Below are 24,255 nucleotides of genomic sequence, written 5' to 3' on the forward strand. Positions count from 1 at the left end.
CACCGCACTTCTCGCGTCGGACGCACGAGGCTGGCCACATCAGCATAGCTACCGGCGACCATTCGCCCCTGTTCCACCTACAACAAGCACCGCAGCGTCGCGCCATCGGTCTACTACACTCTGACAGCGATCAAGCGATAGCCGTCTTCAGGCCAGAACCGTCAATGCCGCCCACTAAAGCTAGCCGAATGCCACGCATCCTGGGGTCAATCGTCGTCATCATCGCCGTTGTGTATCTGGCGCTCTGCGCTGCGCTGTTCGTGTTTCAGCGCGCCCTCATCTACTTCCCGCAACCCCGCGCTGTCGGTACATCGGCAACACTGATCACGCTGTCGGTCGACGACGCACAGGTGCTGGTATCCGTCAGACCGCACGAGGGGCCGAATGCGTTGATCTATTTCGGTGGAAATGCCGAGGACGTCTCCCGGAGCCTGCCTTCGTTTTCCGAAGCCTTTGCCGATCACGCCCTCTACTTGATGCACTACAGAGGCTACGGTGGCAGTTCCGGATCGCCTTCCGAGGAGATGATTTCGCGCGACGCCATGACTTTGTTTGACCTGGTCTACGCCACACATCCACACATTACCGTGGTCGGTCGCAGCCTGGGCTCGGGCGTCGCCGTGCGCCTCGCCAGCCAACGTCCGGCGGCGCGTCTGGTGCTGATCACGCCCTACAACAGTGTTGAAGAACTCGCCGCCCGGCAGTTCCCCATCTTCCCGGTGAAGTGGTTACTCAAGGACACCTTTGAATCCTGGAAGTACGCCGCCCACATCACGGTGCCGACGCTGTTGATCGCCGCTGAGCACGACGAAGTGATACCGCGTTCCAGCACCGAGCGGCTCTTCACGCATTTCGCCGACGGGGTGGCGTCGCTGAAGGTCATACCGGGTACAGGGCACAACTCGATATCCGAGAGTCCCGAGTACCTCAAGGTGTTGGGCGATGGTTTGTAAGTGGCAGTGTTCGACTAGCGCAGCGACCGGAACGCCGTGCGAAGCTCCTCGGTAAAAAGCTGCGGCTGTTCCCAGGCCGCGAAGTGGCCGCCCTTGTCGGCCTGGTGGAAGTAGATCAGGTTGCTATAAGCGCGCCTTGCCCATGTTTCTGGCGGGCAGTAGACATCCTCTGGAAACACCGTGACGGCCACCGGCAGCGAAATCTCGGTGGTCTTCTGTGCCGCCGAAGAAAGAGGGCTTCGCCCCATGTTCTCCCAATAGAGCCTTGCTGCCGAAGCGGCGCTATTCGTCAGCCAGTAGAGGGTGATGTCGTCCAGCACTTCATCCTTGGTCGGCGACTGTTGGGGGTCGGCGCCGTATGTCCACCGGGCAAAGCCTGGATGCACGAGCATGAGCGCGGCGAGGAAGGCCGGTGAATCCGTCGCGCCGTAACCGATCATCTGCGGTCGCGCGGCCATCATCGTGCTGTACGCCAGGTTCCCCTGTTTGACGAGCGTGGCGACGGCGTCATAGGTCGCGCGTTCCTTCTCGGAAAATCCCGCTGGCGCCGGTCCGCCGACAGCAAGCGCCGCGCTCGCTTCCGCCGGTATCGTGGCGGGCAGGTTAAGGTGAATACCGCGCAACCCGGCCGGCGCCTGACGCGCCATCGCGCTGGTAATGGGGGCGCCCCAGTCGCCACCCTGGGCGACGTAGTGAGTGTATTCAAGGCGCTGCATCAGCTGCGCCCAGACCCGCGCGATGTGGTCCGGATCCCAACCGATACCACTCGGCTTGCCGGAGAAGCCGTAGCCAGGAATGGACGGAATCACCACATCGAAAGCATCTGCCGCATTGCCCCCGTGTGCAGGCGGATCGGTGAGCGGACCGACGACCTTGATGAACTCGAACACGGAACCTGGCCAACCGTGGGTCATGATCATCGGCAAAGCGTTCGGGTGGGGGGAGCGCACCCAGATAAAGTGGATATTGACCCCGTCGAGGGTGGTCACGTACTGCGCCAGAGTATTGAGCTGCGCTTCGGCCTTGCGCCAGTCGTAGCTCGTGCCCCAGTAGCGAACCAGTTCCTGTAATTGTTCCAGCTGTGCGCCCTGTGATTGATCGGAAACGGTCTCTTTGTCCGGCCAGCGGGTCGCTGCTATACGGTTGCGCAGATCGGTGAGGTCCTTGTCCGCAACATTGACGTGGAAGGGTCGAATGTCCTTGGGATCGGCGGCGGGAGCGGCGCTGGCGAGGGCCGAGACGCAAAGCGCGAGGGCCGCTATAGCGACCGCGAATGTGTGCTTCATCTTCATACCTCAGCTGAGGGATACGATGAGTCCGTCCATGGTGAGAATAGCGTGGGCGGAGGTCGGGCGGTGCAAGGCGCCCTTTACGATCTCGACGTCAGAAGGTTAGTCAATCCCGGACGTTTTCACACAACCTGACACCGGTCATTCATGTTTGAACGCTGAACGCTTGCCGCGTTCCAGACAGCAAAACGCCCTTCCGGCTGGGCGCAGGGAGGGCGATCGGTGACGATGTCGACTCAGGCGCGGGCTTTGCTGAGGCGCGTGAACAGTTCCTTGGGTGCTTCCTTGCCATTGGCTGCGTAACAGGTCCGGCTCAGACCATTATGCTGTTCACTTAAGGTTGGGGTACATATCCGTTTCTGCGGTAACGGCGGCTAGCGGTTTCGCTTTTACAGCGAGTCACTTTCGAAAAGCGCGAAAGTAACCAAAGCGCTCATGCCCCTGTCGTTCGGTGCCTCGCCTAGGCTCGGCATGCCCTCGCTCCGGTCCTGCTCCGTGGGCCCGCCGCCATCGGCCATCCATGGCCGGGGGCGGCTAACCCGGCATCCATGCCGGGTTGCCCACTGCGCAGAACCTCCGCTCGGCCTCTCGAGGGCGCGGTGCATCAAGATCAAAAGCTGCAGGCGAGCTAACGCTCGGCCTGTTGATTGGTGAGGAGCGTGCGTACACCCTTCCCCCCGGTAGGAGCTGTCGAGTGAAACGAGGCTGCGATCTTTTGATCTCGCTGTGGCTGTGGTCGTGGCTTTTGATTTTGATCTGTTGCCCCTTTCCCAGAGGCCGAACGCAGGCGTTGCGCAGGGGGCACCGCGGCAAGGATGCCGCGGTAGCCGCCCCCGGCCATGGATGGCCGATGGCGGCGGGCCCCCGGAGCAATGCCGGAGTGTGGGTATGCCGAGCCTAGGCGAGGCACCGAATGGCGGGGCAAGAGCCCTTGGTTACTTGGGGCTTTTCCAAGTGACTCGCTGTAAAAGCGAAACCGTAATCAGCCATCACCGCAGAAACGGATATGTACCCCACCCCAAAGTGAACAGCATTACGGCTCACACCAGATTGATTTCGACGTTGATGTTGCCCCGCGTAGCTTTTGAGTAAGGACACAGTTTGTGCCCTTCATCCACCAGCCCCCGGGCGGTTTCGCGGTCCATTCCCGGCAGGCTGATGTTGAGGCGAGCCTGCAGGAGATAACCACCTGCGTTGGTGCCCAAATCAACTTCGGCGTCAATGGCCAGGTCAGGCGGGAGCGTGATCTTCATTTTGCCGGCAGCGACCTGCATCGCACCGATGAAGCAGGCTGACCACCCCGTGGCGAACAACTGTTCCGGATTGGTGCCATCGCCCTTGGTGCCGGGGGACGAAAGCTTGACTTCGAGACGTCCATCATCACTGCGTGATGCGCCGTCCCGCCCACCCGTGGTGTGGACTTTGGCGGTGTACAGTACTTTTTCGATCTGGGTCATGATGAGCTCCTGATTGAAAATGCTGGATGGAAAAGATTGCCCTCTGTGGACCAGTCCTTCTTGCTTGATGGATTCGCCACTCGTCAGGGCGCTTGCATCACCTGTAGCGGACTGGACCTTTCAATATAGATGGCGGTGGGCGACTTCAAGCTATGAATAAGCACCAATCACCCACTTAACTTTTTCCAGCGCCTCACGCAGTGCACCCATCTCCGCAGACCCCAGCGCCAAGCGAATCGCATGCGGTACATGAGCAGAAGTCGCAAAAGGCTCAGCGGTTGAAACCGCCACTTTTTCACGCAGCAGCGCCGCGGCGATCTGGTCTGCCCTCGCATCTTCAGACAAGGGCAGCCAAAGAAAATAGGACGACGGGTGGCGAATGCACGGAAGGCCCGCCAGCACTTCGGCGGCCATGGTCTGCCTGGCCTGCGCATCCCGACGTTTGTCAGCTTCCAGTTGCATGACGGTGCCATCGTCGAGCCACGTGCTCGCGATTGCCGTCAGCACGCCCGGGGTATTCCAGGTGGTCGCCCTGATCGTTCGCTCCAGCGCGGGCACTTTTTCGGTCGGAGCAGCGACGAAACCTACGCGCAATCCGGTGGCCACACTCTTGGAGAGCCCTGAAACGTAAACGGTCCGCTCGGGGGCGAGTTGCGCTATCGGTGCCGGTGGGTTCTCGGCAAGGAAGGCATACGCGGCATCCTCGATGATGAGCAAGTCATGCCTGCGCGCAATGGTCACCAGCGAATCGCGCTGATCGGCACTCATCACCCACCCCAGCGGATTGTGCAGCGTCGGCATCGAGTACACCGCCCGCACGCGGCGACTCCGGCACAGACGGTCAAGCGTCTCCAGATCAGGTCCGTGTTCGGTCACGGGAATGGGCACGATTTCAAGGTGCAAGGCTTCGGCCAGCACGATGAATCCTGAATAGGTCAGCGCATCCGCTGCAATCACATCACCGGGTTGTAGCAGCGCCATCATCGTCACCGCTAGCCCATGCTGGGCACCACTGACCATCAGCACTTGCTCGGCATCCACTGTCAGCCCTCGGGCGAGCAAATGACGCGCCACCGAGGCGCGCTCATGCAGACGCCCGGCGTGTGGCTGATAGCGCAACAGGGATTCCAGATCACCGCCCGAGGCGAGTTGGCGCAGCGCATTTCGCAACAGTTCTGCCTGCCCTGGCAGCGAGGGATAGTTGAAGTTGAGGTCGGTCATTCCCACGGCAACGTTTTTCTGGTCGATACCCAAGCCCGGCGGCAACGACGTCTCCCGCACGAACGTGCCTCGCCCCGTCTCGCCGCTGACCAGGCCCATGGCTTCGAGCTCTGCATAGACCCGACTGGCGGTCACCAGCGCCAGCCCTTCTGTTGCCGCCAGTTGGCGATGTGTCGGCAAGCGCGTGCCCGGCAGCAATCGGCCTGACCGGATGTCAGCCGCCAAAGCATCCACTAATGACTTGTACCGTGAACGAGGCATGTCGAGATGTATCCATGACAATTTTTTGATTGTAGTGATCGTCGATCATACGATGGAACTCTGCAAATTGAGAGTGCCCTCAGATGGAACGGACCCTGCAAAACCCAACGACGGAAAAGACCGCGAGCGGCTGGCTCAACGGATTTATCGGTGTGCTGATTTTCAGCGGCTCGCTTCCAGCCACACGGTTGGCCGTGCTGGAATTCGACCCGGTGTTCCTGACCGTTGCCCGAGCGGCGATTGCCGGGCTCCTGGCGCTGTGCATGCTGGTGCTGTTTAAAGAAAAACGTCCCGCCAAGCATCAGCTTATGCCTTTGGCGATCGTGGCAATGGGCGTTGTAGTAGGGTTTCCGCTGCTGACGGCGCTGGCGCTGCAGTACGTAACGTCGGCGCATTCCATCGTCTTCGTTGGCCTGTTGCCACTCGCCACCGCGGTGTTCGGCGTGTTGCGCGGCGGGGAGCGTCCCCGGCCGGTGTTCTGGTTCTTCTCGGTGCTGGGCAGCGCGTTGGTCGTGGGGTTTGCCGTCTCGCAAGGCCTGACCGCTTCGCCGACCGGCGACATTCTCATGCTGCTGGCCATCCTCGCCTGCGGGCTGGGTTACGCAGAAGGCGCAAAGCTTTCAAGAACACTGGGTGGCTGGCAGGTGATCTCTTGGGCGTTGCTGCTGTCGCTGCTGTCGCTGCCCGTCATGGTCCCGTTGACCTGGTTCATGGCCCCGGCTTCGTTCTCGGGAATCACCTCATCCGCGTGGATCAGCCTGGCCTACGTGTCGATCTTCAGCATGCTGATCGGTTTCGTATTCTGGTACCGCGGGCTGGCCCAAGGGGGGATTGCCGCCGTCGGCCAGTTGCAACTGCTGCAGCCGTTTTTTGGCTTGGCGCTGGCGGCCACGCTGCTTCACGAGCAGGTCAGCATCGGCATGCTGGGGGTTACCGTCGCGGTGATCCTTTGCGTGGCCGGGGCGCGAAAGTTTTCGAAGTGAGTGGGCGTGACAAGCGCTGCTGCCAGTTTCCGCCATCGGCGCGCTGACATTCTTCTTCAGAATCGAACTGCACATGGGCCGATACCGGGCTGACGAGAACATCCGCTTCGCCTAACGCAATGGCCGTCAACTCAAGCATGCGCTCGCCCTGCCCACCGGCCAGCGCCTGATCCTTGTTGGCCTGCGTATCGAAGACCCAGATGACCCGCAGACTGGAGGGGAACAGGTCGTAATCGATCTCGTGGGTCAGCCAACAGAACCCGACGACTTCCGCTTTGGCCGTCTCACACGCCTCAGTCAGGGTGGCCACCAGGCGTCGCTCAATGTTCGCCTGATCGCGTTTGCTTAACGGCATGGTTGGGTCCTTGTGACGGGTAAAAAAAGCCATCATACGACACCTCCCTATCCTCTTTGGCGGACGCACTGCACCCAGCGCAAATATGTCTCTTTCGCCCGTGAACCTTGTGTTGAAGCGCCAGTCATAGCCGAGCCGTGAATTCCACTTGCCCGCTCAGAGCTATTCATCCATGCGCCAAACCCTCCTGTCCGTTCGCGTAGCCTCGCTCTGTTTCATTCCTCTGTTTTCCCTGTTCGCCAACCCCGCCCACGCCGGTGCCGAAAGGCAGTTGGTGGAAGCCATCAACGACTACCGCGCTCACCCCAATCGCTGCTCGGGGCGCGCGGGTCAAGCGTTATCGCCGCTGGCGTTGAAGTCGAACCTGGCCTTGCCGATCGGCTATGGCGGCGGTTTGCGCGATCGATTGAAAGCGTCCGGCTATCAAGCGGTGAGCGTGCGCACGATTCGCGTGGTCGGTGCGCAGGATGCCGATGAGGCCTTCGACATGCTCCAGAGCGATTACTGCGGGGCGTTGCTTGATACCCAATATGCCGACATTGGCGTCAGTCGCGCCCGGAGTGAGTGGCAGGTGGTGCTGGCGCAGCCCGTGCTGGACGGTCGGGTGGGTGATACGCGAGCTGTCAGCAAAGCGTTGCTGGCACAGGTCAATGCGGCACGCTCGAAGCCGCGCCTCTGCGGTCGTCAGCGCTTCGCCGCCGCACGGCCATTGGCCTGGAACGCAGCCCTGGGCGCTGCGGCGCAAGGGCACAGCAAAGCGATGGCCTACGGCAACTACTTCGCACACCAGGACCCCGACGGTGACATGCCCGCGGACCGGGCCAGAGCCGCTGGTTTCCGTGGCCGGCAGATCGGCGAGAACATCGCTGCCGGCCAGGGCTCACCTAACAAGGCCATGTCGGGCTGGCTGGCCAGCCCGGGGCATTGCGCCAACCTGATGAACCCGATGTTTACTCAGGTGGGTGCGGCCTATGCGGCGGACGCACGTAGTGATGAAGGCGTTTATTGGACGATGTTGTTTGGCGCGCCGTGAGTGATTGAGCGGCGCCTTATTTGGGGCGCCGCACCGCCCTCACCTTTCCACTGCCACCGCCGCCGCAGAAAAACTGATCGCCACCGTCCGATTCAAGCCCCGACACCCCGACGCCGGCCGGCAGCTTCACGCTCTCCAGCACCTCGCCGGTGGTCGAATCGATATGGCGTAACTCACTCTCGTTTTCTTCCCAAGTTCCATGCCACAGCTGTCCCTCGACCCAGGTCACCCCGGTGACAAAGCGGTTGGATTCAAGGGTGCGCAGAATCGCGCCGGTCTCGGGGTCGATCTGATGAATCTTACGATCCCGATACTCACCGACCCACAGCGTCCCTTCCGCCCACGTCAGCCCTGAGTCACTGCCGCCAGGCGCTGGAATAGTCGCGAGTACACGGCCGGTCTGCGGGTCAATTTTCTGGATGCGGTCCTCGGCGATCTGGAACAGGTGCTGGCCATCGAAGGCGGTGCCAGCATGGGCGGCGACATCGATTGAACGCAGTGTCTTGCCACTTTCAGGGTCCAGGGCGTTGAGTTTGTCACCGGTGGCAAACCACACGTGCTGACCGTCCCAGGTGACGCCATGCACTTTGTCGACACCGGCAAAGGGTCCATATTCACGAAGGATTTTAGCTGCTGACTGTTTCATGTTGGCATTCCTCGTTACGGGTGGGTGACGTTCATCCTAGTCACCCGGCAGTGGCACCGGGAGTAACAAGGTCGTCGCGAAACCCGGCACCGGCGGGGTCATCCAGCGACGTGCCCGACCGCGACCGAACGACTGCACCTTGCCCGCGCGGGCCAGTTCATCGAGTGCCCGTTGCACCGTGCGTTGGCTGGCACCGAGGGCCAGTGCCAGGGCCGAGCTCGACCACGACTCACCGTCGACGAGAAAAGCGAACACCGACCCGTGCTTCTCTTCGACGTGCTGCGCCAGCACCACAACGTCAGAGGCAACCAGCGCCACCAGCGCAAAACCACGTGGGGTTGCAGTGACGCCGGCCAAGGGTTTCAGCGCCGCGCGCAGTCGCCCGATTTCGACTCGTAACCGCGCGCGAAGGGACTCATCGGCGTGCTTCAAACGAAAGGCCCGGGCAATCAGCGTTTCCCTCGACACGTCGGCCGGCCACGCTTCGGCCAGTGCCCGTGCGAGGGCGAACAAGACCGGGCGTGTAGCGAGGGGAACCGACATGCCGGCGCCACGCACCACGTAGCGACACGCGTCCACGACCAGCGACGTGGACGCGAGCAACGCTTCAACCTCATCCAGCAACAGAGGCCGTTCTTCGCCATAGGCAATCAAACGCGCGACGGGCGTGTCCAGGACAAGGGCAGCGTTTTCCACCTCGGCCGTCAGCGCAGGAATATCGGCGTCGTGCGCGGCGTGCTCGGCTCTTGTGAGTGCAGACCGCGCCTTGTTCGTCTCGAGTCGTCGCATCGCGATTCCCGCCACGACCAGTTCGTGGGCGGCGCGCAATGCCGGCGGTAAGGGCGCGGGGTCAAGCTCGGCGAGCAGCACGTCGGCCTCTTCGAGATGCCCGATCAGCAGCAAACGCCGAATCTGCAGGTACCGCGCATGAGCAGCGTTCACTCGATCGCCGTGCGCCTCAAGCGTTACCCGCGCCGACTCGAGTGCCTTCACCGGCCAGCCCAACTCCCGGGAAGCCAGCGCGATCTCGGCCTCGGCGACCACACACCGCGCCCGAGCCAAGGCCTCCTTCGGCCCGAAGGCCCGCGCCGCCCTCTGCACCAGCGCCTTGGCTCGCACCAGATCGCCGAGTTGCGCCATCGCAATCCCGCGCAATGCCAGCGCCGGCGCATCGTCGCGCAACGCGACCCGGTTCAGCGCGCCGAGCGGATCACCCGCCGCCAGCGCCTGCGCTGCGGCCGTGATCAGCGAGTCCATCGCAATCCCGCCACTGTTGTCACTCCCACCGTTGGATGTTCGCAGTTGAGTCTATCTCACGACGACCCATCACGAAGGAGGCCGCCCGACATTCGAATGTTGGGCCTGAGGAACGGCGCGCTTTTGCTTGCACAGCAAAGCCACACACTCGCTGACGAAGGCGCCGGCCACCGCCAACGCCATGTCTTTCTGTGAATCCCAGGGATCGTTCTGCGCGCCGACGAAGGCACGCGAGGTGTCGTCGCCCAGGTAGGCGCCACCAATCCATTCCACCAGTTCGTAAATGGCCGACGTCGACAGAATGATATTCAACGCCATAAACACCAGCCAGAAACCCCGCAACGGTGTGAGTCGCACCAGCACTTCTCGAATGGGGTAAGCCATCAGCAGCCCGTAACTCAAATGGACCAGCCGATCAAAATGATTGCGATGCAGCCCCAGCGCTTTATCGAGGCTGACCCCGGTCAAGGCTGAACACCATTGGTCGTATGGCACCTTGGCATAGGTGTAGTGAGAACCCAGTTCGTGAATGCACAGGAAAACGAATACCAGGCTGATGGAAACAGCCGACAGGCGAAACCGGCCGGAGACAGCCACCAGCGCGCCCACCAGTAACAACACCAGCAGATTTTCCAGTGCCCAATCCACTCGGCTGCGGGGTGAATAACCCGACACCACGACGATCAACACAAACAGCATCAGCAGCGTCAGGTCGTATCGCAGGTGTGCCTTGGGCTGCATGGTTTGAGTTCCTCAATCGGAGAATGACGACAGCTCCTGAGTCCTTCTACATGGATCAACCGATTGCGAGTCCGGTTCAGGCACACCGACAAAAGGCGGCCCTCACAACGTCATCGCCCAGCCGCCCACCCCGGCTGCCGCCCGAAGTCTTTGAACAGTTCAAAAATGGTCGCTTTGACCTTTTGCACCGCGTTGCTCTCGACGACCGTGTCATGCCAGCACAGCGAAAGATCACGGGTGAACAGTCGATGATCGATCCTGGCCAGCTTGAGCCTGTGCTGCTCAAGTTCAACATGGGCGGCCGCCCACGGCAGGATCGTCACGCCCAGTTTGGCCAGGACCGCCGAGAACAGCAGGTCCGTGGAGTTGGCCTCGAACTCAACCTCGCAATGCAGACCCGCCTCTTGGAAGGCCGACTCGACCCGGCTGCGAATCGTGTTCGGCGCACAGGGCAGCACCAGCGGCATCTTCGCCAATGCCTCGATCGACAGCGGTCCATCCGGTAACGAAAACTCGGGCCACGCCACCAGGTACAGCGTTTCGGTGAACAGCCGCTGCATGGCCATGCCACGGGTTTCGACCGCATCGACATTCACCGCCAGCGCCACCCGCCCCACCGTGATCAGGCGTCCAAGGTCGGCGCTCGGGGCATCGATCAACTCCAGCTTGATGCCCGGATAGCGACTGCGAATCGTGCGTGCAAGCGGAATCGCCAACATGCGTGCGGTACTCGACGGCATGCCGACCGACACTTTGCCTTGCGGGAATTCGGCGTCCTGACGCAGCAGTTCCTGGGTGCCGTCAGCCTGGCGCAGTAGCTCGATGGCATGCCGATACAGCGTTTGCCCGGCCGCCGTAGGCACCACGCCATGCACGCTGCGCTCGAGCAGTTGCATGTCCATGTCCAGTTCCAGATTGCGCATCTGCTGGCTGATCGCGGGCTGCGCGATGTGCAGCGCTTCGCTGGCCCGAGTGATGTTGCCGCACTCGACCACTTTGATGAAATACCGCAACTGCCGCAGGTCCATGCATCCCTCCAAAGCCATATAACTTTCCGATGGAAGCAGAGGAATATCATATTTGAAGCTTATGAGATACGACGCCTAGACTCGTCTCACAACAAACGAAGCGCCAACGGCCGCCACCGGCCAGCAGCGCTTCTATAGGCCTGATAAGGGTCAATGGGAGATCTCAATGTCTAGAGTGTTAACAGCATCAGCAACGAGCGTGAAACCCATCAAGACGCCCCTGACCCGCGAGCAGATTCGCGGCTTCTGGACGGTCTACGTGGGATGGGTTCTGGATGGCGTGGATTCGGTGATCTTCGCACTGGTTCTGATTCCCGCCCTGACCGAGCTGCTGCCCGCCTCGGGCATTGAGCCCACCGCCACCAACATCGCCATGTACGGGTCGATCACGTTCGGGTTGTTTCTGATCGGCTGGGGGATGTCGTTCATCTGGGGGCCGCTCGCCGACCGCTTTGGCCGGGTGAAGATGCTGGCCGCCAGCATCCTGGTCTATTCACTGTTTACCGGCGCGGCGGCGTTCTCGGAGAACATCTGGCAGTTGGCGGCATTCCGGCTGATCGCCGGGATTGGCGTCGGCGGTGAGTGGGCACTCGCCGGCACCTACGTGGCCGAGAGCTGGCCGGAAGACCGGCGCAAGATGGGCGCGGGTTATCTGCAAACCGGCTACTACTTCGGCTTCTTCATTGCCGCGTTGCTGAACTACACCGTCGGCGCCACTTACGGCTGGCGCGTGATGTTTCTCTGCGGCCTGTTCCCGGCGTTCATTGCGATCTATACCGCGTTGAAAGTGAAAGAGCCGGGCCAGGTGCGCAACGCTGCGCTCAACCTCAAAACGCCCGCGTTGAAGCCTGCAACCCGCGCGTCGTGGTGGGAAATCTTTGCCCCGGCCTTTCGGCGCCGCACGCTGACCAGCTCTTTATTGGTCGGGGTCGCCATCGTCGGCTTGTGGGCCGGTTCGGTGTATGAAGCGACGGCCGTCGTCACGCTGGCCACCCAAGCGGGTATCGATCACGTCGGCGCGGTGCACCTCGCCTCCATCGGTGCGGCGGTGCTGTCGCTCAGCACGATTCTCGGTTGCCTCGTGGCGCCCTGGCTGGCCGAACGACTGGGCCGGCGGGTAGCGCTGGGCATCTATTTCGCCGGCATGGCGGCATCGATCATCGTCGCGTTCGGCTGGGTGTTCTACATGGACGATGGCCTTCATCTGTTCATGGTGTCGCTGGTGTTCCTCGGCTTCTTCGGCGGCAACTTCGCGATTTTCTCCCTCTGGCTGCCCGAGCAGTATCCGACCCGCATCCGCGCCACGGCCTTCGCCTTCAATGCCTCGGTCGGCCGCTTCATCGGCGCCGGCGTCAACTTCCTGCTGGCCGCTGCGATCCACTGGTACGGCTCGCTGGGCGCGCCCATCGCCTGGACGGCCGCGGCATTTGTGGTCGGCATTCTGATCCTGCCGTTTGCCGTCGAAACCCGTGACCAGACCTTGCCGCAATAACACGCACCTGAATATTCACTGGAGAATCCTATGCAAGCTTTGCAAGGCGTGAAGATTGTTGATCTGAGTCGTGCGCTGTCGGGGCCGTTCTGCACCATGGTGCTGGCAGACCTCGGTGCCGATGTGATCAAGGTCGAGCCCGGCCCGACCGGCGACATGAGCCGCACCTGGGGCCCGTTCGACCGGGGCGTGAGCACTTACTACCTGTCGTGCAACCGCAACAAGCGCGGCCTGTGCATCGACTTCCGCAATCCCCAGGGATTGGCCACGATCCAGCGGCTGATCGATGATGCCGACGTCGTCATCGAGAACTTCAAACCCGGCACGCTGGAGAGTATGGGGCTCGGTTATGACGTGCTCAGCGCCCGTAATCCGCGACTGATCATGGGCAGCATCAACGCCTTTGGCGCGGACGGGCCAATGAGCAGTTGGCCGGGTTTCGACCAGATTGCACAGGGTTATTCGGGGTTGATGAGCCTGACCGGTTTCGTCGATGGCGACCCGACGCGTACCGGCACCGCCATCGGCGATTTGACCTCGGGCATGTGGCTGGTGACGGCGGTACTGGCGGCCCTGCTGGAGCGCTCGACGACCGGGCAAGGCCAACACGTCAGCACCTCGTTGCTGGCCAGTTTGGTCGGGCTGTTGAGTGTGCACGGTCAACGTTATCTCAGCCTGGGTGATGTGCCGCGTCGTACCGGCAATGCGCATTCGGTGATTGCGCCTTATGGCGTGTTCCAGACGCTGGACGGCCCGCTGAATCTGGCGCCGATCACCTCGGCCATGTGGGGGCGTTTGTGCGTGCTACTCGATTTACCAAAGTTGCCGGATGACCCGCGATTTGCCACCAACGAAGCGCGAGTCGAACGGCGTGACGAGTTACGGGAGATTCTGGAAAGCCGCTTGAAAACCCGCAGCAAACTCGAATGGACCACGCTGTTCGTCGAGGCAGGATTACCCGCCGGTCCGATCAACACGCTCGACGAAGTATTCGACGACCCGCAAGTGCTGCACAGCCGACTGACCGAGACACTCACGCACCCGACATTGGGCGCATTGCGTCAGGTGGTGACACCGGTGTTCAGCGCCACCGACGGCGCCGCCAGCCGTCCGCCGCCGCTCCTGGGTGAACACACCATCGAAGTCCTGCGCGAAGCCGGTTTCGATGCCGCATCGATCAACGCACTGCTCGCCGCCAAGGTCGTATTCCAGGACGCCGACGATTCGCCCGCACACTCAACAGGAACCGCCCAATGAACCCAACCTCCTCTGCCACCGTGACCGTCAACATCGTCGATGAACGCATCGCGCGGGTGGTGTTCAGCAACCCCACCCACCGCAACGCCCTCAGCGCGCAGTTGCTGGCATCCCTCGACGAAAGCCTCGCCGCCCTCACCTCACAACGCATCCCTGTGGTGATACTCGGCAGCGAAGTGGGTCAACCGGTGTGGAGCGCCGGCCATGACATACGCGAACTGCAACACGACCGCGACCCGATTGCCTACGGCAAACCCCTCGAACAAGTATTGCGCCGCATCCGCGCCTACCCCGGCGTGGTGATCGCCCTGATTTCCGGCTCGGTATGGGGCGGCGCGGTCGACCTGGCCATGAGCTGCGACCTGGTCGTTGCCGATCACAGCGCCAGCTTCGCAATGACCCCGGCCAATATCGGCTTGCCCTACACCACCAGCGGGTTGCTGCGGTTCTTCAACAACTTGCCGATTCATGTGTTGAAGGAAATGTTCTTCACCGCGCAGAAACTGGATGCCGAACGGGCAGAACGGTTCGGCGTGATCAATAGACGGGTCGACAGCGACGTGCTGGAAGCAACTGCGCTCGACATGGCCCAAGGCATCGCCGCCAAGGCGCCGCTGGCCATTGCGGCGGTGAAGGAGCAATTGCGGATTCTGGAAGACCTGCAACCGATGCCCGTGCAGGCGATGGAGCAGATTGCCGAACTGCGGCGACAGGCCTGCGAAAGCGCCGATTTCACTGAAGGGCTGGCGGCCTTCACCGAGCGCAGGCCGGCGGTGTTTAGCGGGCGATAGAACACAGATCTGAAAGCTTTTTTGTTTGTGAGGGCCTCATCGTCGGATCGCCGCCCGGAGCAAGCTCGCTCCCACAGGGTTTTGTGTCGACGCCGATCAACTGTGGGAGCGAGCTTGCTCGCGATGAGGCCCGAACAAACAACAATAATCCCGACCCAGAATACAAATAGCCGCCCCCCTCGTTTCATATGTAAAACAAAACCCTCTATTTCTCCCCGCTTCGCGTTACCTCAACAACCCCTTCTTTCTCGCCGTTTCCCATGGCCTGCACATTCGATGTGAAATTTTGTGCCATACCGGAAACCACGTTTCGTATATGAAACAGACCAAAAACCTCAAAAACTTCGCAACTTATTAATAAACAACGGTTTTTTAACAAAAACCCAACCTGGCATTGGGGTGGCATTGTTCATGCAATAAACACCGTATCACCTATAAAACAGACCAGAGACCCTTCCCAATGGCTGTGAACGAGATGTACGCCATCGCCCCTCAATGGAATAAACCCGCTCCCAAGGAAGACCTGGAGCCCATCGAAATTGAATTTCGCAATGTCGGCAAATGTTTCCCGGCCAAAGGAAAATCCGAAGCGCCGTTTGCCATTCGCGAAGTCAATTTCAAGATTCGCCGCGGTGAAGTGGTGTCGATCATCGGCCCGTCCGGTTGCGGCAAAAGCACCATCCTCAACATGGGCTCCGGCCTGTATCGACCTTCTGAAGGCGAAGTGTTCGTCGGCGGTGAAGCGGTAACAGGTCCGGTTCGCCAAGTCGCTTTCATGTTGCAAAAAGACCTGCTGATGCCATGGCGCAGCATTCGTCGCAATGTCGAACTGGGCCTGGAAATTCAAGGTGTACCGGCCGCCAAGCGTCAGGCCGTGGCCAAAGATCTGCTCGATCGTTGCCACCTGCAAGGCTTTGCCGACCACTACCCGTTCCAGCTGTCGGGCGGCATGCGGCAGCGTGCAGCCCTGGCTCGTACCTTGGCCATCGACCCGCAAGTGCTGTTCCTCGACGAGCCGTTCTCGGCCCTGGATGCGCAGACCAAGATGATCCTGCAGCAGGACATGGCGCGGATGCTGTTCGATGAAAAGAAAACCGCCCTGTTCATTACCCATGACCTGATCGAAGCCATCGCCATGTCCGATCGGCTGCTGGTCATGAGTGCCCGCCCGGGCACCATCATCGAAGAAATCAACGTCGACCTGCCGTTTCGCGACAACCCGCTGGAGCGCCGCAAGCTGCCGGAGATCGGCCCGCTGGCCGGTCGCCTGATGGAATTGCTGAAAGTCGGCGAAGACACCGAACTGCATTGATCAACGCCCTTGCGGCCATCAACCGATTCAGGAGTACGCATGTTCAAGTCTCTGTTTCAACGCTTCAGCCAGGCCACCGGCATTGCGCTCGGCCTGGGCATGGCCTTTGCCGCGCAGGCACAGCCAACCGACGTGACCTACTTGTTGCCGGCGCCGCCGAACTCGCCGGCGTTCGCCCCGTGGATCATCGCCCAGCAAAAGGGTTACTACGCTGCCCAGAACCTGAACATGACCTTCATCGCGGCCAAGGGAGGTGTGGACGTGGCGAAGCAGATCGGTGCCGGTAACGCCATGCTCGGCGGTGCCCTCGGTGATACCCCGATTGTGGTGCGGGCCAACGGTATTCCGGTGCGCGCCGTCGCCGTGCTGGGCGCTGGCGGTGTGACCATGATTGCCACCAATGCCGCCGAAAATATCAACTCGATCACCGACCTCAAGGGCAAGACCATGACGGTGATGTCCTACTCGGACACCACCTACTACGCCTTGCTCGCCTCCCTTCGCAAAGCAGGCCTGAGCAAAACCGACGTGAACATCCAGGCTGCCGGCCCGTCGGGCGTCTGGCAGTTGTTCTCGGCTGACAAAGCCCAGGCGATGGCGGGCGTACCGGACTGGGTGGTCAACGCCGAAGAAGCCGGTGTGAAGATCAAACTGATCCCGCAATCGCAAATTTTCGAAAGCATGGCCCAGGCGATTCTCGCGTCGGACGACGCCATCAAGAAGCACCCGGAGATTGTCCGCGGCGTGGTCCAGGCCACCCTGCAAGGCATGCGCGACATCATCCAGGACCCGCGCGCCGCTGCGGTCACCTTCGCCAAAGCCGTTCCCGCCTACGCCGGCAAAGAAGATTCGCTGGAGAAGGTCTTCAAGCTTTACGTCGAACACGTCTACGCCAACCAAACCGTACTGGGTCGCATCGATCCGGCGCGACTGGAAGCGGTCCGCACGTTCTATGTCAGCGAAGGCATCGTCACCCAGGAACCGAAGCTCGACGACCTGTACACCAACCAGTTCATCGACACCCAAACAGCTGCGCAATAACGGCGAGTGACAACAAGGTAACGACACGATGAAAAACCTCAATAACTCCATGCTCGGCAGCGTTGCCCTGCTGATCCTGTTCCTGGTGCTCTGGCAATGGGGCCCGGGAATGCTCGGCATGCCTGAATTCGTCATGCCGCACCTGAGCCGCGTGGCCCAGGAAAGTGTGGTGATGTGGCAAACCGGCGGCCTGCTGCAACATACCTTGATCACCGCATTCGAGATCATCGTCGGCTTCGGTCTGGGCGCTCTGCTCGGCGTGGCAATCGGTGTTTCGCTCGGGCTCTCGCCCGCTGCCGAAGCCATGCTGTCGCCTTACATTCTGGCCCTGCAAATCGCCCCGAAAGTGGCCTTCGCTCCGCTGTTCGTGATGTGGCTGGGCTACACGATCTACCCGAAGATCCTGATCGCGATCCTGATTGTGTTCTTCCCGGTGATGATCAACGTGCTGTCGGCCATCCGCACCGTTGACCCGGACATGATCAACCTCGTCCGGACGATGAACGCCAGCCGCTGGCAGATCTTCCGCCTGGTGGAGTTCCCATCGGCCATGGCCGCGCTGTTCTCGGGCTTGCGCATTGCCTCGACCCTGGCGGTGATCGGCGTCACCGTCGGTGAGCTGGTCGGCGGCAACCAGGGCCTGGGTTTCCTGCTGGTCGATGCTGAAGGTCAGGGCAACACCGCGGGCGTATTCGTCGCGATTGTGATGCTCACGCTGATCGGTGTGCTCTCTTACGGCGCGGTGGTCTGGGCCGAGAAACGCGTTCTGCATTACATGCCCAAAGCCATGCTGAGTACGCAATGATGACGGCCCTCAATCGTTTGCTCGAAGGCCGCCGGATCCTGGTCACCGGGGGCGCCCGCGGATTGGGTTATGCCTTTGCACAGGCCATCGGCCGCGCCGGTGCCCACGTAGTGATCGCTGACATTCTTGCCGAGCGCGTCCAGCAATCGGCCACTGAACTCGTCGCCGAAGGCCTGACCGTGCATGGCGTGTCGGTTGATCTGGCGCAACCCGATTCGATCGATGCCTGCGTGGCTGAAGCCACCCGCTTGCTCGGCGGCCTCGACGGTCTGGTGAACAACGCGTCAATCACCAATTCCGGCGGCAAGACCTGCGAAGAGCTGAGCCTCGATACCTGGGATCAGGTCATGCAAGTCAACGTGCGCGGCACCTGGCTGATGACCAAGGCGTGTCTGCCGGCCCTGCGCGCCAGTGGTCATGGCGCCATCGTCAACCTGGCGTCGGACACGCCGCTGTGGGGTGCGCCCAACCTGCTGGCCTATGTCGCCAGCAAGGGCGCAATCATTGCGATGACCCGCAGCCTGGCCCGCGAACTGGGCACCGACAACATCACGGTCAACGCCATCGCACCGGGACTGGTGCTGGTCGAAGCCACCGCCTACGTGCCCGAAGCACGTCACCGTTTTTACAACGACCACCGGGCCATCCAACGCCCGCAACTTCCCGAAGACGTCAGCGGCGCCGTGCTGTTCGCGCTGTCCGACCTCGCCCGCTTCATCACTGGACAAACCTTGCCGGTCAACGGCGGGTTCGTCATGCCTTGAATCTGGAGACTGCCATGACCGATTTATCAGCACAGCAAGACACCCCGAAAAGCTGGGAACAGCCGGCCGGCAGCGATCTCGAAAGCTGGATGAAAACCCGCATCGCCCGCTACGACACGCGCAAGTACGACTGGAACGCGCTGAAGTTCCAGGCCGACTACGACCCGAAATTCCGTCGTGCGCAGATGCGCTACATCGGCACCGGCGGCACCGGCGTGAGCACCGACATGAACACCATCCCGTCGGAGAACTTCACGTTCTCCACCATGGTGATTCCGGCCGGTCACGAAGGCCCGCCGCACCTGCACACCGACGTTGAAGAAGTGTTCTTTGTGCTGCGCGGCAAACTCAAAGTGGTGATCGAGAAGGACGGCGAGCGTTTCGAAACCATCCTCACCGACCGCGACGTGATTTCCGTGCCGCCCGGCGTGTACCGCGAAGAGATCAACATCGGCGATGAAGACGCGCTGATGTGCGTGATGCTCGGCGCGAAAAAACCGCTGACCCCGACCTACCCGCCAGAACACCCTCTGGCCTCGATCAAGCGCGGATAAACCCATGTCGTACGCCATCGATAATCTCGTCCCGCCGCTCACGGCTGACCTCCAGGCACAACTGGCCCTGAACTTTCCGGTGCGCACGCTGGAGATCGCCGGCGGTCGCCAGGCCTTTCGCGAATGCGGGGCCGGGCCGGCCATTGTGTTGTTGCACGGGATCGGCTCGGGCTCGGCGTCGTGGTTAGAGGTGGCGCAGGAGCTTGGCCAGAGCGCCCGGGTGATTGCCTGGGACGCACCCGGCTACGGTGATTCCACGCCGCTGAGATCGCTGGCCCCCGACGCTTCGGACTACGCCGAACGACTGCTGCAACTGCTCGACGCACTGGGCATCCAGCGCTGTGTGCTGGTGGGTCATTCCCTGGGCGCGATTACGGCCACGGCGTTCGCCAGCGGCGTGCAGCAGCAACGGATCAGCCGGCTGGTCTTGATCAGTCCTGCCCAAGGCTATGGCCATCCATCACGCGCGTTGCTGCGTCAGGAAGTACGCAGCAAACGCCTGCGTGCCCTCGAACAACTGAGCATTCAGCAGATGGCCGAGCAACGCAGTGCCTACATGCTGTCACCCGCCGCCAGCCCGAAAGCCCTGGCCTGGGTGCGGTGGAACATGGCGCGGCTCAATCCCGATGGCTATCGCCAGGCCATTGAACTGCTGTGCAGCGATGACCTGCTGCGGCACCCACCGCTGTCGATGCCTTGCGAAGTGCATTGCGGCGAAGCCGACGGCATCACGGCGCCCGAAAGCTGCCTGACCCTGGCCAAGGCGTTGGGCGCCACGTTCAACCTGATAGCCGATGCCGGGCATGCCAGCCCTATCGAACAACCTTATGTCGTGGCGGGCCGTCTGGCCTTTGCCATTAAAGAATCCCTGACAGGTGCATCTCTATGAACGATTCAGATCTGCTGAAGGACGCTCAGGACAAATACATCGTGCCGGGCCTGGAGCGCGGCCTGCTGCTGCTCTGCGAATTCAGCCGGCGCAATCGCACGCTGACCGCGCCGGAACTGGCCCGGCGTCTGGCACTGCCACGCTCGACCATATTCCGTCTGCTGACGACCCTGGAAACCATGGGCTTCGTCACCCGCAGCGGCAATGAATACCGCCTGGGCATGTCGGTGCTGCGCCTGGGCTTTGAATACCTGGCTTCACTGGAGCTGACCGAACTGGGTCAGCCGCTGCTGGCTCGTTTGTGCGACCGCCTCAACTACCCGAGCAACCTGGTGGTGCGCGATGGTCGTTCGATTGTCTATGTCGCCAAAGTGTCGCCGCCGTCGGTGTTCTCCAGCGCGGTCAACGTCGGCACTCGCCTGCCCGCCCACGCCACTGTCCTCGGGCGAATTCTGCTCGAAGACCTGTCGCTGGCCGAGTTGCGTGAGCTGTACCCGGAAGAACACCTGGAGCAGTTCTCGCCGTGCACGCCGAAAACCGTGATGGAACTGTTCGACCTGGTTCAGGCCGACCGCCAGCGCGGTTTCGTCAGCAGCGAAGGCTTCTTCGAATCAACGATCTCGACCGTCGCCGCCCCGGTGCGCGATGAGACGAGCAGGATCGTCGCGGCGCTGGGCGTCACGATCCCGACCGCACAGATCGCTCACGTCAACTTCAACGAGTTGCTCCTGCAAGTGCGTCGTAGCGCCGACGAACTGTCGCGGCTGCTCAACTACAACAGCGCTGCTGCCCATGACGGTCAGAACCGCGTCACTGCATTGATGAGGGATTGAAATGAGCCTTTATCAACTGCAAGACAGCACCGCGATTGTCACCGGAGGCTCTTCGGGCATTGGCCTGGCCTGCGTCGAGTTGTTGCTCGAAGCCGGCGCTGCCGTGGCCTTTTGCGGTCGGGACGAAAACCGGCTGCGCAGCGCCGAAGCCGAGTTGCGTCAACGCTTCCCCGAAGCACGGCTGCTCGCCCATGTTTGCAACGTGCTCGATGCGGACTCGGTCAAGGCGTTTGCCGCTGCCAGCCTGGCCGCATTGGGCCCGGCCAGCGTGCTGATCAACAACGCCGGTCAAGGTCGGGTGTCGACCTTCGCCGACACCACCGACAGCGCCTGGACCGAAGAGTTGAACCTGAAGTTCTTCTCGGTGATCAACCCGGTCCACGCCTTCATGGCACAGCTGCAACGCCAGCCGAACGCGGCCATCGTCTGCGTCAACTCGCTGCTGGCCAGCCAGCCGGAACCGCACATGGTCGCCACCTCGGCCGCTCGCGCCGGGGTTATGAACCTGGTGCGTTCAATGGCCACCGAATTTGCCGGTCAGGGCATTCGGGTCAACGGCATCCTCATTGGCCTGGTTGAGTCCGGGCAATGGCGCCGACGTTTCGAGGCCCGCGAAGAGCGGGATCTGGACTGGACCCAATGGACCGCCCGGCTTGCGCAACAAAAACACATTCCCTTAGGGCGTCTGGGCCTGCCGATTGAAGCGGCCCGCGCGATCCTGTTTCTGGCCTCGCCTCTGTCGGCTTACACCACAGGCAGCCATATCGATGTTTCTGGAGGCCTGTCCCGCCATGCGTAATGAAAATACTGTCACCGTTGGCGCTGCCATCACCGCGTTTCTCGAGCAATGCGACGTCAAGGCCGCGTTCGGCGTGATCTCGATCCACAACATGCCGATCCTCGATGCCTTCGCCGTTCGCGGAAACATCCGCTTCGTCATGGCGCGCGGTGAAGCCGGCGCCACCAACATGGCCGACGCTTATGCCCGCACCACGGGCGGCCTCGGTGTCTGCCTGACGTCCACCGGCACCGCAGCCGGCAACGCCGCGGGCGCCATGGTCGAAGCGTTGACCGCCGGCACACCGCTGCTGCACATCACCGGGCAGATCGAAACACCGTACCTGGACCAGGAATTCGCCTACATCCACGAAGCCCGCGACCAACTGACCATGCTCAAGGCTGTATCGAAGGCTGCATTCCGTGTACGCAGCGTCGAAACCGCGATCAGCACCCTGAAACTGGCCGTGCAAACCGCCCTGACCGCTCCTACCGGACCGGTCAGCGTGGAAATCCCGATCGACATCCAGTCGACCTTTATCACGATGCCGACCGACCTCTCGCCGCTGCCAATCCCAGTGGCCGTCCCCGCACCCGAAGCGCTGGACCTGGTAGCCGAGCGTCTGGCCACGGCCACCCGTCCATTGCTGTGGCTCGGCGGCGGCGCACGGCATGCCGGGCCTCAAGTCAAACGCCTGCTGGACATGGGCGTCGGCGTGATCACCTCGACCCAGGGTCGCGGTGTGGTCAACGAAGATGACGAACGCTGCCTCGGCGCGTTCTCGCAAAACAAACGGGTCGAGCAGTTCCTGCAAAGCTGCGATGCCTTGCTGATCGCCGGCTCCCGTCTGCGCAGCAACGAAACCTTCAAGTACGCGTTGAAATTGCCACGCAACACTTTGCGCATCGACGCCAACCCGGCCATCGAAGGTCGCAGCTATAACAGCGAACTGTTCATCTGTGGCGACTCGGCGCTGGCCCTTGAAGGCCTGGCGGATCGTCTCGAAGGTCGCCTGCAGATCGACCCGACATTCCTCGCCGAACTCAAGGACGTCCGCGAAAAATCCCGCACCCAATTGATCGCCGACCTCGGCCCGTACTCGGCCATGGTCGAACAGCTGCAAGCCATCACCGGGCGCAATTTCTCCTGGGTGCGCGACGTCACGCTGTCCAACAGCATCTGGGGCAACCGCCTGCTGACCCTGTTCCACCCGCGCGCCGGCGTGCATGCCCTCGGCGGCGGCATTGGCCAGGGCCTGTCGATGGGTATCGGCGCTGCCGTGGCCGCCGCTGAAACGGCGCCTGAGCGCAAGGTCTTCGCCCTGGCCGGTGACGGCGGTTTTATCCTCAACCTCGGCGAACTGGCGACGCTGGTGCAAGAAAAAGCCAACGTGGTGATTCTGCTGATGAACGACCAGCGCTACGGCGTGATCCGCAACATTCAGGACGCGGTCTACGGCAGCCGTCACTGCTACGTCGACCTGCACACGCCGGATTATTCCAAGCTGGCGGAATCCCTGAACCTGCGCCACGGCCTGGTCACCGACCTGAAGGATTTCGGCCGCGTGGTCGACGGCGCACTGGCTCAACCCGGCCCGTTCCTGCTGGAAGTCGACATGCTCGCCGTCGGCAGCTTCGCCACCCAGTTCGCCGGTCCGCCCAACAGCGAAACCAAAGCGCAAAAAGCCACGGCCTGAGGACTTCGTCATGTTGCATATCACCATGATCGGCTGCGGCGCCATTGGCGTCGGCGTGCTCGAACTGTTGGAGAAGGATCCGCAGCTGTGCGTTGATTACGTCATCGCTTCGGCCGGGTCTGAAGAACTGGTCCGCCAGCGGCTGGCCAGTTTCAAGCAACCGCCGCAGGTGCTGACGGCGTTGCCAGCCGACGCCCGCCCGGACCTGTTGGTCGAGTGCGCCGGCCACCGCGCCATCGAAGAACATGTGTTGCCCGCGCTGGAACGTGGCATCGCCTGCCTGATCGTCTCGGTCGGCGCGCTGTCCGAAGTCGGCCTGGTTGAACGCCTGGAAGCGGCAGCCGAACGCGGCCAGACCCGCATCGAGTTGCTGCCCGGCGCCATCGGCGGCATCGACGCCTTGTCGGCGGCCAAAGTCGGCGGGCTGGATTCGGTCAATTACACCGGCCGCAAACCGGCTAAAGCCTGGAAAAACACCCCCGCTGAACAGGCCTGTGACCTGGACAGCATTACCGAAGCCACGGTGATTTTTCAGGGCAGCGCCCGGGAAGCGGCACGGCTCTATCCAAAAAACGCCAACGTTGCGGCGACCTTGTCGCTGGCCGGGCTCGGCCTGGACCGCACCCACGTGACACTGATCGCCGACCCGCTGAGCGAGGAGAACGTCCATCACTTCGAAGCCCGCGGCGCTTTTGGCGGTTTCGAACTGAGCTTGCGTGGCAAACCGCTGCTGGCCAACCCGAAGACTTCGGCGCTGACCGTTTACAGCGTTGTCCGCGCCTTGGGCAACCACGCCCATGCGATTTCGATTTAGGGGAC

The 24,255-nt window shown here is 61.8% G+C and carries 24 protein-coding genes; 16 read left to right on the top strand and 8 right to left on the bottom strand.

Annotated elements, in window-relative coordinates:
• Positions 1–164: 164 nt before the first annotated feature.
• Positions 165–953: an alpha/beta hydrolase gene (locus tag ACYZTZ_RS15360; protein ID WP_461998830.1), complete on the top strand. Its 789-nt coding sequence runs from the start codon at positions 165–167 to the stop codon at positions 951–953.
• A 14-nt stretch (positions 954–967) separates the two neighbouring features.
• Here the strand turns inward: ACYZTZ_RS15360 and ACYZTZ_RS15365 are convergent, their stop codons facing one another.
• The 3 genes from ACYZTZ_RS15365 to ACYZTZ_RS15375 form a co-directional block, all read right to left on the bottom strand.
• Positions 968–2,239, bottom strand: a complete 1,272-nt coding sequence (locus ACYZTZ_RS15365; RefSeq protein WP_461998831.1) for an epoxide hydrolase family protein — start codon at positions 2,237–2,239, stop codon at positions 968–970.
• Between the two features lie 1,043 nt (positions 2,240–3,282).
• Positions 3,283–3,699 carry an organic hydroperoxide resistance protein gene (locus ACYZTZ_RS15370; RefSeq protein ID WP_461998832.1) on the bottom strand — a complete coding sequence of 139 codons (417 nt, stop codon included), beginning with the start codon at positions 3,697–3,699 and terminating at the stop codon, positions 3,283–3,285.
• A 150-nt stretch (positions 3,700–3,849) separates the two neighbouring features.
• Positions 3,850–5,181 carry an aminotransferase-like domain-containing protein gene (locus tag ACYZTZ_RS15375; protein WP_461998833.1) on the bottom strand — a complete coding sequence of 444 codons (1,332 nt, stop codon included), beginning with the start codon at positions 5,179–5,181 and terminating at the stop codon, positions 3,850–3,852.
• 83 nt (positions 5,182–5,264) lie between these two features.
• Here ACYZTZ_RS15375 and ACYZTZ_RS15380 point away from each other — a divergent pair, with 83 nt between their 5' ends.
• On the top strand, positions 5,265–6,164 hold the full coding sequence (locus ACYZTZ_RS15380) for a DMT family transporter (protein WP_461998834.1): 900 nt from the start codon (positions 5,265–5,267) through the stop codon (positions 6,162–6,164).
• Here ACYZTZ_RS15380 and ACYZTZ_RS15385 read toward each other — a convergent pair.
• A complete protein-coding gene (locus ACYZTZ_RS15385) occupies positions 6,112–6,519 on the bottom strand; it encodes a hypothetical protein (RefSeq protein WP_461998835.1) in 408 nt (135 codons plus the stop codon). The two genes, ACYZTZ_RS15380 and ACYZTZ_RS15385, sit on opposite strands and share 53 nt — an antisense overlap.
• A 172-nt stretch (positions 6,520–6,691) precedes the next feature.
• Here ACYZTZ_RS15385 and ACYZTZ_RS15390 point away from each other — a divergent pair, with 172 nt between their 5' ends.
• Positions 6,692–7,552 (top strand): CAP domain-containing protein, encoded by an 861-nt coding sequence (locus ACYZTZ_RS15390; protein ID WP_461998836.1) that lies wholly within the window; start codon positions 6,692–6,694, stop codon positions 7,550–7,552.
• A gap of 16 nt (positions 7,553–7,568) precedes the next feature.
• Here the strand turns inward: ACYZTZ_RS15390 and ACYZTZ_RS15395 are convergent, their stop codons facing one another.
• The 4 genes from ACYZTZ_RS15395 to ACYZTZ_RS15410 form a co-directional block, all read right to left on the bottom strand.
• Complete coding sequence (locus tag ACYZTZ_RS15395; RefSeq protein ID WP_461998837.1) at positions 7,569–8,198, bottom strand: Vgb family protein; 630 nt, start codon at positions 8,196–8,198, stop codon at positions 7,569–7,571.
• 36 nt (positions 8,199–8,234) lie between these two features.
• On the bottom strand, positions 8,235–9,455 hold the full coding sequence (locus ACYZTZ_RS15400) for a helix-turn-helix domain-containing protein (protein ID WP_461998838.1): 1,221 nt from the start codon (positions 9,453–9,455) through the stop codon (positions 8,235–8,237).
• A gap of 69 nt (positions 9,456–9,524) precedes the next feature.
• Positions 9,525–10,196: a DUF2238 domain-containing protein gene (locus tag ACYZTZ_RS15405; RefSeq protein ID WP_461998839.1), complete on the bottom strand. Its 672-nt coding sequence runs from the start codon at positions 10,194–10,196 to the stop codon at positions 9,525–9,527.
• Between the two features lie 110 nt (positions 10,197–10,306).
• Positions 10,307–11,224 (bottom strand): LysR substrate-binding domain-containing protein, encoded by a 918-nt coding sequence (locus tag ACYZTZ_RS15410; protein ID WP_461998840.1) that lies wholly within the window; start codon positions 11,222–11,224, stop codon positions 10,307–10,309.
• Positions 11,225–11,423: 199 nt separating this feature from the next.
• Between ACYZTZ_RS15410 and ACYZTZ_RS15415 the strand changes: the two genes are divergently transcribed.
• From ACYZTZ_RS15415 to ACYZTZ_RS15475, 13 genes are all read left to right on the top strand, one after another.
• Positions 11,424–12,716 (top strand): MFS transporter, encoded by a 1,293-nt coding sequence (locus tag ACYZTZ_RS15415; RefSeq protein WP_236713347.1) that lies wholly within the window; start codon positions 11,424–11,426, stop codon positions 12,714–12,716.
• A gap of 30 nt (positions 12,717–12,746) precedes the next feature.
• Complete coding sequence (locus ACYZTZ_RS15420; RefSeq protein WP_461998841.1) at positions 12,747–13,973, top strand: CaiB/BaiF CoA transferase family protein; 1,227 nt, start codon at positions 12,747–12,749, stop codon at positions 13,971–13,973.
• Positions 13,970–14,764, top strand: coding sequence for a methylmalonyl-CoA decarboxylase (gene scpB, locus ACYZTZ_RS15425; protein ID WP_461998842.1), 795 nt, complete (start codon positions 13,970–13,972; stop codon positions 14,762–14,764). Before ACYZTZ_RS15420 ends, scpB begins: the two co-directional genes overlap by 4 nt.
• A gap of 475 nt (positions 14,765–15,239) precedes the next feature.
• Complete coding sequence (locus ACYZTZ_RS15430) at positions 15,240–16,076, top strand: ABC transporter ATP-binding protein (RefSeq protein ID WP_056745453.1); 837 nt, start codon at positions 15,240–15,242, stop codon at positions 16,074–16,076.
• Positions 16,077–16,115: 39 nt separating this feature from the next.
• Positions 16,116–17,117, top strand: a complete 1,002-nt coding sequence (locus tag ACYZTZ_RS15435) for an ABC transporter substrate-binding protein (RefSeq protein ID WP_461998843.1) — start codon at positions 16,116–16,118, stop codon at positions 17,115–17,117.
• A gap of 28 nt (positions 17,118–17,145) precedes the next feature.
• Complete coding sequence (locus tag ACYZTZ_RS15440) at positions 17,146–17,922, top strand: ABC transporter permease (protein ID WP_056745353.1); 777 nt, start codon at positions 17,146–17,148, stop codon at positions 17,920–17,922.
• Complete coding sequence (locus ACYZTZ_RS15445; RefSeq protein WP_461998844.1) at positions 17,919–18,686, top strand: SDR family oxidoreductase; 768 nt, start codon at positions 17,919–17,921, stop codon at positions 18,684–18,686. The genes ACYZTZ_RS15440 and ACYZTZ_RS15445 overlap by 4 nt, the downstream gene beginning before the upstream one ends.
• Before the next feature lie 14 nt (positions 18,687–18,700).
• A complete protein-coding gene (locus ACYZTZ_RS15450; RefSeq protein WP_461998845.1) occupies positions 18,701–19,240 on the top strand; it encodes a cupin domain-containing protein in 540 nt (179 codons plus the stop codon).
• A 4-nt stretch (positions 19,241–19,244) separates the two neighbouring features.
• The gene (locus ACYZTZ_RS15455; RefSeq protein WP_461998846.1) at positions 19,245–20,129 is read left to right on the top strand and encodes an alpha/beta fold hydrolase; all 885 of its coding nucleotides are present in this window, start codon (positions 19,245–19,247) and stop codon (positions 20,127–20,129) included.
• Positions 20,126–20,962: an IclR family transcriptional regulator gene (locus tag ACYZTZ_RS15460; RefSeq protein WP_080932644.1), complete on the top strand. Its 837-nt coding sequence runs from the start codon at positions 20,126–20,128 to the stop codon at positions 20,960–20,962. Before ACYZTZ_RS15455 ends, ACYZTZ_RS15460 begins: the two co-directional genes overlap by 4 nt.
• A 1-nt stretch (position 20,963) precedes the next feature.
• Positions 20,964–21,761 (top strand): SDR family oxidoreductase, encoded by a 798-nt coding sequence (locus tag ACYZTZ_RS15465; RefSeq protein ID WP_461998847.1) that lies wholly within the window; start codon positions 20,964–20,966, stop codon positions 21,759–21,761.
• On the top strand, positions 21,754–23,436 hold the full coding sequence (locus tag ACYZTZ_RS15470) for a thiamine pyrophosphate-binding protein (RefSeq protein ID WP_461998848.1): 1,683 nt from the start codon (positions 21,754–21,756) through the stop codon (positions 23,434–23,436). The genes ACYZTZ_RS15465 and ACYZTZ_RS15470 overlap by 8 nt, the downstream gene beginning before the upstream one ends.
• Before the next feature lie 10 nt (positions 23,437–23,446).
• Entirely contained in the window at positions 23,447–24,250 is an 804-nt protein-coding gene (locus tag ACYZTZ_RS15475) for an aspartate dehydrogenase (RefSeq protein ID WP_123368849.1), read from the top strand.
• Positions 24,251–24,255 lie beyond the last annotated feature (5 nt).

Source organism: Pseudomonas sp. LB3P58 (assembly GCF_054897895.1).

What these genes read in the sequence shown, in the direction of transcription:
- ACYZTZ_RS15445 (WP_461998844.1), top strand. Translation starts at nt 17,919, where the DNA reads ATGATGACGGCCCTCAATCGTTTGCTCGAAGGCCGCCGGATCCTGGTC.
- ACYZTZ_RS15430 (WP_056745453.1), top strand. Translation starts at nt 15,240, where the DNA reads ATGTACGCCATCGCCCCTCAATGGAATAAACCCGCTCCCAAGGAAGAC.
- ACYZTZ_RS15395 (WP_461998837.1), bottom strand. Translation starts at nt 8,198, where the DNA reads ATGAAACAGTCAGCAGCTAAAATCCTTCGTGAATATGGACCCTTTGCC.
- ACYZTZ_RS15410 (WP_461998840.1), bottom strand. Translation starts at nt 11,224, where the DNA reads ATGGACCTGCGGCAGTTGCGGTATTTCATCAAAGTGGTCGAGTGCGGC.
- ACYZTZ_RS15475 (WP_123368849.1), top strand. Translation starts at nt 23,447, where the DNA reads ATGTTGCATATCACCATGATCGGCTGCGGCGCCATTGGCGTCGGCGTG.
- scpB (WP_461998842.1), top strand. Translation starts at nt 13,970, where the DNA reads ATGAACCCAACCTCCTCTGCCACCGTGACCGTCAACATCGTCGATGAA.
- ACYZTZ_RS15420 (WP_461998841.1), top strand. Translation starts at nt 12,747, where the DNA reads ATGCAAGCTTTGCAAGGCGTGAAGATTGTTGATCTGAGTCGTGCGCTG.
- ACYZTZ_RS15390 (WP_461998836.1), top strand. Translation starts at nt 6,692, where the DNA reads ATGCGCCAAACCCTCCTGTCCGTTCGCGTAGCCTCGCTCTGTTTCATT.
- ACYZTZ_RS15435 (WP_461998843.1), top strand. Translation starts at nt 16,116, where the DNA reads ATGTTCAAGTCTCTGTTTCAACGCTTCAGCCAGGCCACCGGCATTGCG.
- ACYZTZ_RS15360 (WP_461998830.1), top strand. Translation starts at nt 165, where the DNA reads ATGCCGCCCACTAAAGCTAGCCGAATGCCACGCATCCTGGGGTCAATC.
- ACYZTZ_RS15405 (WP_461998839.1), bottom strand. Translation starts at nt 10,196, where the DNA reads ATGCAGCCCAAGGCACACCTGCGATACGACCTGACGCTGCTGATGCTG.
- ACYZTZ_RS15400 (WP_461998838.1), bottom strand. Translation starts at nt 9,455, where the DNA reads ATGGACTCGCTGATCACGGCCGCAGCGCAGGCGCTGGCGGCGGGTGAT.
- ACYZTZ_RS15455 (WP_461998846.1), top strand. Translation starts at nt 19,245, where the DNA reads ATGTCGTACGCCATCGATAATCTCGTCCCGCCGCTCACGGCTGACCTC.
- ACYZTZ_RS15385 (WP_461998835.1), bottom strand. Translation starts at nt 6,519, where the DNA reads ATGCCGTTAAGCAAACGCGATCAGGCGAACATTGAGCGACGCCTGGTG.
- ACYZTZ_RS15365 (WP_461998831.1), bottom strand. Translation starts at nt 2,239, where the DNA reads ATGAAGCACACATTCGCGGTCGCTATAGCGGCCCTCGCGCTTTGCGTC.
- ACYZTZ_RS15450 (WP_461998845.1), top strand. Translation starts at nt 18,701, where the DNA reads ATGACCGATTTATCAGCACAGCAAGACACCCCGAAAAGCTGGGAACAG.
- ACYZTZ_RS15470 (WP_461998848.1), top strand. Translation starts at nt 21,754, where the DNA reads ATGCGTAATGAAAATACTGTCACCGTTGGCGCTGCCATCACCGCGTTT.
- ACYZTZ_RS15460 (WP_080932644.1), top strand. Translation starts at nt 20,126, where the DNA reads ATGAACGATTCAGATCTGCTGAAGGACGCTCAGGACAAATACATCGTG.
- ACYZTZ_RS15375 (WP_461998833.1), bottom strand. Translation starts at nt 5,181, where the DNA reads ATGCCTCGTTCACGGTACAAGTCATTAGTGGATGCTTTGGCGGCTGAC.
- ACYZTZ_RS15370 (WP_461998832.1), bottom strand. Translation starts at nt 3,699, where the DNA reads ATGACCCAGATCGAAAAAGTACTGTACACCGCCAAAGTCCACACCACG.
- ACYZTZ_RS15440 (WP_056745353.1), top strand. Translation starts at nt 17,146, where the DNA reads ATGAAAAACCTCAATAACTCCATGCTCGGCAGCGTTGCCCTGCTGATC.
- ACYZTZ_RS15465 (WP_461998847.1), top strand. Translation starts at nt 20,964, where the DNA reads ATGAGCCTTTATCAACTGCAAGACAGCACCGCGATTGTCACCGGAGGC.
- ACYZTZ_RS15380 (WP_461998834.1), top strand. Translation starts at nt 5,265, where the DNA reads ATGGAACGGACCCTGCAAAACCCAACGACGGAAAAGACCGCGAGCGGC.